General features: G+C 45.9%; 10 protein-coding genes. 2 read left to right on the forward strand and 8 right to left on the reverse strand.

Annotated elements, in window-relative coordinates; genetic code table 11:
• Positions 1-21 precede the first annotated feature (21 nt).
• The 3 genes from EP166_RS14370 to EP166_RS14380 form a co-directional block, all read right to left on the reverse strand.
• On the reverse strand, positions 22-348 hold the full coding sequence (locus EP166_RS14370) for a hypothetical protein (RefSeq protein WP_127558283.1): 327 nt from the start codon (positions 346-348) through the stop codon (positions 22-24).
• Positions 349-363: 15 nt separating this feature from the next.
• A complete protein-coding gene (locus EP166_RS14375; RefSeq protein ID WP_127558285.1) occupies positions 364-807 on the reverse strand; it encodes a hypothetical protein in 444 nt (147 codons plus the stop codon).
• 992 nt (positions 808-1,799) lie between these two features.
• Positions 1,800-2,429: a dioxygenase family protein gene (locus tag EP166_RS14380; RefSeq protein WP_127558287.1), complete on the reverse strand. Its 630-nt coding sequence runs from the start codon at positions 2,427-2,429 to the stop codon at positions 1,800-1,802.
• Positions 2,430-2,571: 142 nt separating this feature from the next.
• On the opposite strand from EP166_RS14380, the gene EP166_RS14385 reads away from it, so the two are divergent.
• Positions 2,572-3,111: a CAP domain-containing protein gene (locus tag EP166_RS14385; RefSeq protein WP_220432593.1), complete on the forward strand. Its 540-nt coding sequence runs from the start codon at positions 2,572-2,574 to the stop codon at positions 3,109-3,111.
• Positions 3,112-3,239: 128 nt separating this feature from the next.
• Here the strand turns inward: EP166_RS14385 and EP166_RS14390 are convergent, their stop codons facing one another.
• From EP166_RS14390 to EP166_RS14410, 5 genes are all read right to left on the reverse strand, one after another.
• Positions 3,240-4,184, reverse strand: a complete 945-nt coding sequence (locus EP166_RS14390) for a DUF2971 domain-containing protein (RefSeq protein ID WP_127558289.1) — start codon at positions 4,182-4,184, stop codon at positions 3,240-3,242.
• A 188-nt stretch (positions 4,185-4,372) separates the two neighbouring features.
• Positions 4,373-6,370 carry an ATP-binding protein gene (locus EP166_RS14395; protein WP_127558291.1) on the reverse strand — a complete coding sequence of 666 codons (1,998 nt, stop codon included), beginning with the start codon at positions 6,368-6,370 and terminating at the stop codon, positions 4,373-4,375.
• A gap of 248 nt (positions 6,371-6,618) precedes the next feature.
• Complete coding sequence (locus EP166_RS14400; protein WP_164743953.1) at positions 6,619-7,488, reverse strand: DUF4435 domain-containing protein; 870 nt, start codon at positions 7,486-7,488, stop codon at positions 6,619-6,621.
• Between the two features lie 2 nt (positions 7,489-7,490).
• Positions 7,491-8,792: an AAA family ATPase gene (locus EP166_RS14405; RefSeq protein ID WP_127558294.1), complete on the reverse strand. Its 1,302-nt coding sequence runs from the start codon at positions 8,790-8,792 to the stop codon at positions 7,491-7,493.
• Positions 8,793-9,112: 320 nt separating this feature from the next.
• Complete coding sequence (locus EP166_RS14410) at positions 9,113-10,039, reverse strand: LysR family transcriptional regulator (RefSeq protein ID WP_127558296.1); 927 nt, start codon at positions 10,037-10,039, stop codon at positions 9,113-9,115.
• Positions 10,040-10,179: 140 nt separating this feature from the next.
• Between EP166_RS14410 and EP166_RS14415 the strand changes: the two genes are divergently transcribed.
• Complete coding sequence (locus EP166_RS14415; protein ID WP_127558298.1) at positions 10,180-11,784, forward strand: ABC transporter substrate-binding protein; 1,605 nt, start codon at positions 10,180-10,182, stop codon at positions 11,782-11,784.
• The last annotated feature ends 2 nt before the right edge of the window (positions 11,785-11,786 follow it).

Genomic DNA, 11,786 nt, shown 5'->3' on the forward strand with positions numbered 1-11,786 from the left:
ACAGTCTACGACTAAATCATTCTAAAAAATAACATCAATTGCACTATTGGTTATGAGGTCAATTAATCTATCAGCTAAGCGCTCCACTCTTGCACGGGCTTGAATATCTTTTGTATTAAGATACTGTTCGGCTTCATACTTGCGAGCTTCTATCAAGCGCTCCAGCTCTGTATTACTGAGCTCTCCTTTTGCTCTCCTGATGAGCCATCCTTCAATAAGATCGCCAGTCTCTTTCAAAAAATCTTTCGAGTCTGACCTCATATCTTCAACTAAACTTTTGACCTCTTTCTTTAATAGATCTTTAGCGGTATCACCTGTTTCCTGGATGAATTCGTCTAGTTTCGACATACCCCCTCCTAAGTATTAATCATAACCTATACGAGACTTCTCCCCTTCAATGGCCTTATTGTAGTTCCCTTCGACGATTAGTTTAAGGTTACTAGAAAACTCACTAGAAAATAGCTCTTCATCTTCTAACAAGGCGTCACAGTCACCTTCAAATTGTCTCCAAACCAAACTGACAGCCTTCTCGGCAGTTCCATCTTCCAAGTCCGTACTTTTTGCATATTCATGTGCCTCACGAAAACGGGTGCCCCCACTTTCACATGCTTCACTTACTTTACTCTCATCCCAAGCATTGCCAGAACCTACTGTCCAGTTGTCCAGAAATATGATGTGCATTGCTTTTAATGTAGTCAGATTACTTAGCCGGGTCGTGTCAAAGTGTGTAGTGAAAAAGGAGGCACATCCGCCCAACAGAGAAAACGTAAGAAAACAAAAAGTATATCTGACTGCTTTTCTATTCATATGAACAACCTCCTAGTCGATCAAGCATTTATATTTACCGCATTAAAATCAAATTTTCTAATATAAATAATTTTAAATTTTAGTATTCTGAAATTCACAAATATGACGCTGGGGATCACTGAAAATATCAAGTTCTTGATTGGCAAATATGATTTTTTATATCTGCAAATTTGCCCATTAACGCTCCTCTAGAATTTCGGGTTGGTGATACCAATACCTACTTAATCATTCAAGCAATAATTGTACCTAGAAGTTAAGCGATTGATTTTAGGGTGAAAAATAGAGTCAATAAATAGTAGAGTTGGTTAACTGTAAAAATAGTCGACATATTTATTACAAAGGGACTCGCAAGGATTACCCAAATGACATGACCTCTACTTCAAGACGTAGCTGAAACACCCACCTGAAGACTTCCAGCAGGTGTCTCCGCCTGCCATGGCAATGGCTACGCTGTTTGGCTACTTCTGGCTGGCGGTGTTGTTGCGCAGGGGCATGATCGCCATCAGCTCACATAAGCCACTGGCAATCTAAAGCCCCTCGAATCCCGCTACGGCAGAGATGATCTATGCCACACTTTTCTCCACTAAACCTGTGTTGAGAGACCTATTAAGTATTACCGGAATCCTCTGATTTCTCTGGATGGGCATTGTCATGGTCAGGAAGCCTTAATGATCAGAGCCTTTGCGGGAAGCCGCCTAACTTGGGTGTCAGAATAAGCGGGATAAGCGGTCTGATCTCAGTGCGTTCTCACGGGAGCTGGCACACCTGCAGGTGACGTTTGCAAGCACCGAAGTAGCTATGCAGAAATCGGGTTACCTTGTAGGGGCATTATTGCCAGCGCAAGTGGCTGCCACGCGATAGAGCACACACGTTGTCTGGCTGTCAGCGCTAGCGGGACACACACACCAAGTTAATTGGTGAAAAGCCATCTAACCCATTGCTTGATAGTTGTCTAACGTGGGCATGTCGTCACCAGTGCCCCACCTAGCTTCCTACCACAATGTCCCATTCTGCCTCCAACTCTGCAGAGCTGGAGCTGGAGCGACAAAGTCGGCTTCCACCAACTGCCGCAATTCTGGGCTCCCCACGTTCCGATAGAGCGTGTCTTTGGAATTCTGAGGGTGCCCAGCAATATAAAGCTGAGTGGTCAGGTCCTCGAACGCCTCACCCTTCACCATGAAGTGAATGTGCGGTGTTCGGCCCGGGTACGGAACCGGCTTGATGGTGCGGAAACGGTAGCGACCGTTAGCATCGGTCGTTGTTGTGCCGAAGCCCTGGAAGTTCGGGTCCTGGATCGCGTTATTAGGGTCGCCCTGGTGATGGTAGCGGCCGTTGGCGTCGCATTGCCATATCTCGACTCGCGCCCGGGGCACGGGTGAACCGCTGCGGTCGAGTATGCGGCCATAGACGTTGCAAATAACGCCCTTCGCCTGCTCACCATCATTAACCACAGTCAGGTCATTGTCGCGGTCGAGCGGCAGCTCATCCGGGTAGAATGGGCCGGCAGATTGGGGCGGAGTGAGAACGAAATGCCCTGCCGCACGCAGCAAGGGTGCCGGCAGCAACAGTGGCCCGGATGCAGCCAGGCCGATCAGGAACCGGCGGCGATGGGTGTCGGTCATGTCGAATCTCCGGATAGTTGAGCGAATAGAGAATCACTGTAGCAGGTGCGGCCTTGTGTTGTAGCCTGGGGCTCGCTAAACGTTAAGCCTGCCTAGCTTGTGGCATACTGCACACTCCTTGTTACCGAACCCGGACGCTACCATGGCTAAAAGCGCACTCCGCGCCCCCACTGCCCTTCTCCTAATCACAGCCTTGGCGGGCTGTCAGCCTGAAGGCTCCGACACGAACGGTTCCCGTCAAACACTGAACGGCTGCGAAGTCGATGCCTACCAGGCCGACATGCTGGACCAGGTAAACGCCGCTCGTGCCAACCCGCGAACCTGTGGCGATACCGACTTCCCTGCCGCGCCTGCCCTGAACTACCAGTGTGACCTGAACACAGCCGCAGAGCGACACAGCCAAGACATGGCCACCAATAACTTCCACAGCCATACGGGCTCTGATGGCCTAAAACTTAAAGACCGGGTTAACGCGACTGATTATGACTGGAGCACGATCGGCGAGAACATCGCCGCCGGGCAGCGGACGGTGACAGACGTGATGGAAGGCTGGCTAGCAAGCGAAGGCCACTGCAAAAACATCATGAATGACCAATTCGAACATTTTGGCGTGAGTAGGGCGGACAATGAGGCAGCCGATTATCAACGGTATTGGACTCAGGTGTTTGGCGCTGAGCGTTGAGGATTAAACTGAGACACCCTTCTCAAAACCATTAAACAAAGCTATCAGGAAAAAGGCTTTGATAGTCACTAAACGTGGGTGTCTCATGAATCTGCGTTGCTACCCTCAATGAAGGCTGCCCCATTAGTTCATAAAAAGTCAGATTCGATATCCGACGCTCTATTATTATCAAAGTGCATTGCTTGAAGCACGCTAGGCTCTCTAGGCCAAAATGGGATATAGCTACTCTCATCAGACTGATAAAGTTCTTTATCAAATGAGTAACCTTGAATTTGGGTTAAACTGTAAAAATCAACAGGAAAGTCATTGCTATAATCAGAAAACATCCTATATAAATAATCCTTGAGTACGTTATTTGTTCTCAACCCAAAAATTATTTTAATAGGAACAAGCGGCAAGTCTTGTAGTGTATTGGGTTCGGTTTCGCTAATAACTCGATACTCATTTTCATATGCCCAGGCCTTACTCTTTGTGAAATAGTACCTATCTATCAACTTACCTAGATCACTATCTGACCCCTCTATAAAAATTCTATAAAGTAGGTCAATATCTATATGCTCAATATCGTCTGAGTATGAAACACCCTTCATGAACTGATTGTTTCCTAGCCAAGCATATTCAACACAAATTCCTTTATGTGAGTCTGCATAGTGAGACCATAGAAGAGGTTCTCTCCATTTATCAGATAAACAAACAATGCTCTTTGTAGTTTGTCTTTCTTTAACTTCTCTCCATATCCTATTCGCTAAAAGTTTGGCAAACAGCTCCTTTTCATCAATATTCTCATCATCTTCATAAAGATAACCTTGGACGCTATAACTTATCTCACTGAGTAATTCCTTATATTTCTCTCCAAACAAACTATTTCCAAGTTCGATTATTTTTTTTGATTTGGAGAGTGCACCCTTATTAGAAAACTTCGGAGTTACATCGAAAGGGTCGTTTAAACTCATAGGATCTGACATGTATATTTTCCCAGAAGCTAAAGCCACCATTACGTCAATTGTAAGCGGCATATATCTGTAATAGCGAGGCGCATTTTCTACTTTCTCAATGCCATTGACACGTTTCATATTAAGAACCAATACAAGTTAAAATGCTGCGTTAAAATTGCCTAAAACCAAAAGATGCTAGATACACTTATCTAGCATCAATATGGACACCTATCACAATCAATAGCACCAACCTATCGAATTCAAGGTTTCTAAATTCGGCGATTGTGCATGCCCTATTAGCCACATGTGATTTTTCTAGGAGTTCCTTATGCAATGCCTAATTTGTGGAAGAATATTCTGTTTCTCATAGATGCATCTTTTAGAACTTTGTCCCATCCTATAACTTCTATATAGAGATTTAAATTCTCATGCCATTTAAAGTAACCAAGCCTGTCTGGCATAGGCTTAAAGTCCTTTTCTTCTTCAAGCCACGACCTCACTTTTCTCGCTAGATCACAAACAACAAAGCCGTAAAATGGGGTGTTATCAGAGATCAGTATTTCTCTTCCCTCTGGCGTCTTAAAATCACCTGAGCGAAGCCTTCTTACATACCTAATCACTTGTTGAACAGGATCTTCATCTGAGGATGGATTGGCAAAATCATCACGTTGTGGCTTTTTGAACTCAAATATTGTTACAGGATTAGTAGCTTCGTTCTCACCCCGAAAAACCACCCTCCTGTCATAGCCCAAAAGATCAGGCCTATCGTGCAAACCTTTTAAAGGAAGGTCAGAAGATAAGTATTCTGTAAAATTCAACCTTTCGTCAATAAGCCAAAGATTATGCTCTTCGAATGGCGTCGTATCTGTATCTCCTTTTCGAGGAAATATAATGTCGTGCACAACCCCTTCCGATGAGTAGCTGCCATCCTCATTAAGCTCTAAACTTTTCTCAAAAAGATCGATTACGCTGCGTCGCAACGCAATATAATGCGCCAAATCATTTTTCCCAGCTCCCGATATTCTGCTTACGATTCCTGAAGCCTTTTCTCGTAACTCTTCCACCCCGCCCTTTTCCAGTAACTTCCTCACATCAGATCTGACACGAACCTCCTGTTCGTATTTTTCTTTTTGCAGTTTACTCTCAATCTGTTCATCAGTGGCATTGTATGGCATATCGCTTAAATCAATATCGTTCACGATCCCAGCGTGCCAGGGAGCTTTCTCTTTCACATAATCATTTACTTTTTTAACCTTCTTATCAAATCTAGCCTGAACCTCTGAATTAACCGACTCCTTGGCTAAATCTGCTGCTCTTTTCTCAATATCAGACTGTGAAATCCCATAAGTCGAATCATTATCTTTTTGAAACTCAAAACCACCACGCTCCAGGGAGACCAGGTCATCCAGAAATTGTCCAAAAACATAGACTTTTAATGTGAAGTTTTTGTCAACTATCTCATTACCATCCTTAACCTGCTCAAAAAATTCATCAACAAACTCTGGAATGTACTTATGCAGCGAAACGTTAGTAACTTCTCGCCTATGAGCGACGAGACTAATTTTGCTGGTTTGACTTCGAGGAGAATAGAATTTGAAAACTCTAGCAAAGAACTCTTCATCGGCTTTATTGCCACTAAGAAAAAAGCTATCTATTGAGGAATCAAGTTCGACTATTTGCCCATAAGACTCAACGTAGTCGTTAAGGACAATTACCTTTTCCTCGTTCTTTTCTCTCAACACAATACGTGGGGGCTTTATATTTTTGCTGACGAAGAATGGTAGCAATTTCTCTACCATTACCCTTGCAATTGTTGTGAGCCTTTTATCGGGAAAACTGGACCTTTTTAAGTGTACGAGGCTTACGCTGGTTCCTGTTGTATTAGAGCTCGACGGCGTAATTTCCTCATTAATAATAATTTCATTTTCTTTGCCCATCCTGAACGATCTGTTAAAGAATTTCTCGCCTTTATAAAAGGTGCTCTTAACCTCCATATCCTCAAAATATTTTAGACAAGTGAATCGTCCAAAACCTTTTCCACCTTCAGATATCTTATGTGCTGAGTACAAAGTATCGAATGAATCTCTGTTACTGTCATCAAAACCTATACCATTATCGAGAATCTCAAAACCATCAATTTCTGGCAATGGGTCATTAAGGTCCATTTGCTGATGCCTTTGAACAACAATATCAACAAGGCCATCATTAATGTTTTTTGCCTCGATCGCTTGAATAGCGTTCACAACCACCTCTACAACCGGCGTATAGACGCTTGTTCCTGATCGAATGTTTTCGATAGCTCTTTTTATATTAACGTTACTCATGATCGACCTTGCTTAAAGTTTCTGAAATGATCCTAATGCCGCGGTTCAGCGGTAGCCTTGGTAGAGTAAGTAGCGACAAAGTTGTCCGGCGGTGGACCATAAGACCCAAAGCGCAACTTGGACACCCCACTTAGCACAATAGTCATTTATTATCAATAAAAGGAACCTGATAGCCAGCTAGAGCGGGTGTCCATAGAGCATAATCTCCTTTGATAGGCGTTTATAGTCATTGGAGTCTCAAATACTGGTCAACATATACTAGCCGCAAGACCAGATTTAACAAATGCAGAGTTTAGTTTTCTAAATAATTCTGTTTGAATGAAATCGCTAACTTGATACCCGATTCTGAGTGCAGATTCCACTTTACGTTGATCCATATTTCTTTCAGATGAAACCCAGCTACCCTGATAAACCATCGATACTATCTTAGTTACATCGTGACCACAGTTAACTTGCAATTGGTCTCGCGCCTCAGCCCTTAACTCAGAAATCCGACCCATCAGAAAACTAGCGCTTACATGAGACTCCAGATTATTGCTTCTTCTCAAAATCTCATCTATTAGATCTTCTTCGCTAACAGTAATTCCAGTTCGATCTATATCTATAAAACTTCGAAAATTCAGTCCTTCAAACCTCAACCCGAGATCTTCTATATCGTTCAACCATCTTATAATACCAATAAAGTATGCCGCCTCCATAGCATTCTCATACAAATAATTTTTCATGAAATCCACTACTTCTGGAAGTGAATATTCGTTTACGTAATTATCCAATGACCTAGAGCAAAAAAGCATCATCTCGACATCATGATAGTCCGTTAAAAAGACAGAGTTTCTTTCGTAAATATCGTACTCAGCCCCTAGATGTAAAAAATCTGCATCACATATAGCAAACAATCTATTTGGATATTCGAATACCATTTCATTCATAATTTCAACAAGAGAGTTTTTCCCATCAAAAGTTTCCAAACTAATATATTGAGAATTTAGAAGACTTCGAAAAAGCTTTACATCTGTCTTGCCTTCCAAGATAACTATGACTTTGTTTTTATGAAGAGGGTGCCTAAATAAAAGCCTTATTTCATTTTTTTTATCATTTCCATCAAGATAACTTCTCAAAATCAGCCCTCGCCTTCAAGATCTATTGTTAACTCCCAATTACCATCAATTATTTGAGGAGAGTGAGTCGCAATAACAACAGGCATGTCCTGTATCTCAATTATTTCCTTAAGATCTTTTAGAAATTCTTTCTGCCAAGCAACGTGCAATGAAATTTCTGGTTCATCTATCAAAACCAAAATATTTTTTTCTGTTTTGAAGATTAATTCATATAGAAGCACCACTTGGTGCTGTTCGCCAGATGACAATTGAGTAAGCTTTAAGGCCTTTCCATAGTCAGTCGTGAAATGAAATCCTTCTTCCGCACTAATTCTGATCTTTTTAAATGAAAGTCTTTTATTGTTTAAAATTCTGGAAAACAATTCAATTTTTCTATATATGTCATCATAAGATGCAAGCTTTTCTTTAGTATCTTGAACATACAAGGTCAAGACCTTTGTATCTTCACTTTTTATTTCATCCAATACTTGCAGCGCCGGAAGATGTTGCGCAGATGACAGTAAATTAAAAGAAGATAGATCATTTCGCCTAGCCTGTAATTTTTGCAACTCTTCCTTAAGTTCTTCAGCCCCCATAGCAATAAAATTCTCATCGTTTCTTAAAAGTCGCTCTGGAAAGGTAGAATCGAGCTGTTGTGATGTATGAGATGATCTAAATCCAGATTCGCGTATTAAGTCCGACAACTCATCAGCAAACTTTTCAATAGTATCAGTAAAACTTGTTCTCCTTCCCCTTTGATGGTGTACTTTTCTTTGTATCAGCCTTTGGTCCTGTATAAAGTGCGCATTAAGCGAATCACTAAATTTCTGATACCATTCAGGGTAGTTTTTTATCGTGAGTTCATCAGGAAGATAGTCTGAAAAACTGTCAACAACCTCTTCGAAACTGAATACTTCATCTGTACGATGATCGATCCATTCCCGTGGCCCCACCCTTTGAAGAAAGGGAATATGCTCGTCTATGTAGTTTACTGAGTGTTTTTTAATTTTTGAGAATTCGTACTCTTTTTGATACTCATGCGTAAGGTCTACATCACTATGCCCCAATACAATCGTTAATGGTTTTTCTTCCACATCCTTGCGAATACTGAGAGTACCATGTGATGTATGTAGTTCTATAAGTGAGAATTGTAGGTCACACAGAAATGCTAGTTTCTTGTTAAATATTGCATCTATAACCTTCAAGCATATTGTCTTTCCATAGCCATTAGGAGCAGTGATAATAGTAATATTACCATCTTTAAAGCGCACATCATGGTTGAAGTGACCAAACAACCCATTGATAACGAGCTTTTTTAATTTCATGATTTTTCCATTTTCTTTTTCAGTTTGAGTGAAAATACATAATTGAACAATATAGCTTTGCCGTACGATCGAAGAAAATTTCAGTTTTAACAAAGAAGATTAGATTAGCTAAAATCTAATTTTTTACTAATAAACTCGCTACCGCCCGGCCGGTTACATGGCACACCAAGGCAAAATAAGTTGTGAGTTCACCATGGCACTCTGTGACGAAGTTGGCAAGTTTTTATGTTCTAAGAGGCGCGTTTGCGCCCCCCCCCCCCTCACAATTCATCAGGCTGGATTCTGTGGTTTGTTCTACTCCCCAAGGGCCTTCGACAGGCTCAGGCCGAACGGGGGTGCGGTTCCGGGGGTTGGGCCAACTCCTCCAAAGCCACAGAAAGCTGCATAGCAAACCGCGCTGTCGCCACCGGCAACACCCTCCCTTTTAACTGCCCCAACAACAAATGCCCTATCGGCACATCCCGCTCCGGCAATTCCCGAAACACCAGCCCATTATCAGCCGCGGCTTGCAGCCCAATGGGTATCTGAAACCCCACCACCTGTTCATGCCGCACATAGTGGCGGATCAGCTCGAAGGATTCGGTGTCTACCACCGGTGTTACGTTACGCCCCTGGGCTTTGGCAGCTCTGTCCAGCAGGTTACGCACACCGTATTCGGTGGCCGGGAGGATGTGGGGGTGTTCCAGGCAGTCGCGCAGGCGCAGGTCGGGTTTGTTGGCCAGGGGGTGGTCGGCGGCGAACACGGCGCATACCGGTTGGGGAATGCTGTGCATTACATCGAAGTCGACCAGGTGTTCCGGTTCAAACACCAGGGCCAGGTCGCTGCTGAAGCTGGCCAGTTCCCGTTCTACCTGGCTGCGGTCGCGTACCTTTATAGCAAAGGTCACGCCCGGGTAGTCGCGCCGGTAGCGCGCTATTTGGCTGGGCATGAAATACGGCACCAGCGCCTGGGAGCAGGCCAGGGTTACGTGGCCGCGGCGCATGCCGGAAAGGTCGGATACCAGGGATTGCACGCGTTGCAGGTCGGATTTTTGGGTGCGGAAGTGTTGCAGCACCAGTTCACCGGCCGGGTTCAGGCGCACGCCGCGCGTTAAGCGTTCGAACACCGGGGCGCCGAATTCGGCTTCAAAGCGGGCAATGCGGCGGTTCAGCGCGGAGGCGGTGATGTTGGCGTCTTCCGCTGCCTTGCGGATAGAGCCGGCGCGGGCCACCGCGTCTATTAACTGAAAGGTGTATAGATGCCGCATGGGTCTGCCCTGGAATCAAGTGGTGCATTTAATGAACCGGAAGTGTGAATTAATAGCATTTCCCGAACCACCGGTAAAGCGGCAGTATAAAACCATCCTGAGACTGTTCGATTGATGTCCCGCAACCGATGGAGCCAGCCATGACCGACACGAATCGCCGTACCTTCCTGAAAACCACCGCACTGGGCGCCGCCTCGCTGCCGTTTCTGAAAGTGATGCCCGCCCTGGCCGAAGGCCGCGATACGCTGGTGGTGGTATCGGGGCAAACGATCAACAGCCTCGACCTGCACCGGGTGGGCACCAACCGCGCCAGTTATCAGGTGGCCATTAACTGTTACGACCGCCTGGTCAGCTTCGGCACCAAAACCCTGCCCACCGGGGAACTCTCGTACGATTACGAAAACATCGTGCCCGAGCTGGCCGAAAGCTGGAGCCTGTCGGACGATGGCCTGGTCATCACCTTTAAGCTCAAATCCAATGCCACCTTCTGGGATGGCCGCAAGGTCACCGCCGAGGATGTGAAATGGTCGTTCGACCGGGCGGTGTCGGTCGGCGGTTTCCCAACCACGCAAATGCGTGCCGGTGGCTTGAGCAGGCCGGATCAGTTCGCCGCGCTTGATGCCGAAACCTTCACCGTTACCCTCGATTTCCCATCGAAGCTCTCGCTGCCCGATCTGGCCGTGCCGGTGCCCTTCATCATTAATGCCGAAGTGGCCAAAGCCAATGCCACGGCCGATGACCCCTGGGCCATGGAGTACCTGCACCAAACCCCGGCCGGTTCCGGTGCCTTTAAAGTCGCCCGATGGGACCAGGGGCAGCAACTGGTGTATGAACGCAACGACGATTGGGTCGGTGGCCCGGTGCCTGCCGTGCAACGGGTGATTGTGCGCGAAGTGCCCAGCCAGTCGACCCGCCGTGCGCTGATCGAGCGCGGCGATGTGCAGGTCTCGTTCGACATTCCGGACCGGGATGCCGCTGAGCTGGCCGATAAGATGACGGTGCATTCAACGCCCATCGAGAACTGCATTCACTGCGCCTGCTTGAACACCAACTTTGAACCCTTTCAGGATGCAAACGTGCGCAAGGCCATCGCCTGGGCGATTCCCTACGAGGCCATTTTCAACACCGCCGCCTACGGCCGGGGTACGCCCATGTGGGGTGGCCCGGAAACCGTGACCGATACCCAATGGCCGCGCCCTTTCCCGTACAACACCAATCTGGATACCGCGCGGGAGTTTTTGGCGAAATCGAACTATGCGGATGGATTTAGCGTGCCGCTGTCGATCAGTCTGGATCTGGCATCGTGGATGGAACCAACTGCCCTGCTGATACAGGAAAACCTGGAGAAAATCGGCATCAGCTGCACCGTCGAAAAAATACCAGGCGCGAACTGGCGTACCGTGGCACTGGTGGATAAATCGCTCGCCTTCCATCTGGAAAACTTCGGCGGCTGGTTGAACACGCCCGATTACTATTTCTTCTGGGCCTACCAGGAGGGCAAGCTGTTTAACTCTTCAAACTACTACAACGAAGAAGTGGAAGAACTCACCAACCGCACCCTGCACATGCCCATGGACCACCCGGAATACGCGGGCCTTATTCAGCGCATGTTCGAAATCGTGATTGAAGACATTCCGCGCATTCCGTTGTGGCAACCGGCCCTGAACGTGGCATTGAACGGCGCGACGGATTACGAGTTCTGGTTCCACCGCCAGTTGGATGCACGGCCAATCGCTGGGGTTTAAGA

It is taken from the genome of Saccharospirillum alexandrii, assembly GCF_004000275.1.
GTDB classification, from domain to species: Bacteria; Pseudomonadota; Gammaproteobacteria; order Pseudomonadales; family Natronospirillaceae; genus Saccharospirillum; species Saccharospirillum alexandrii.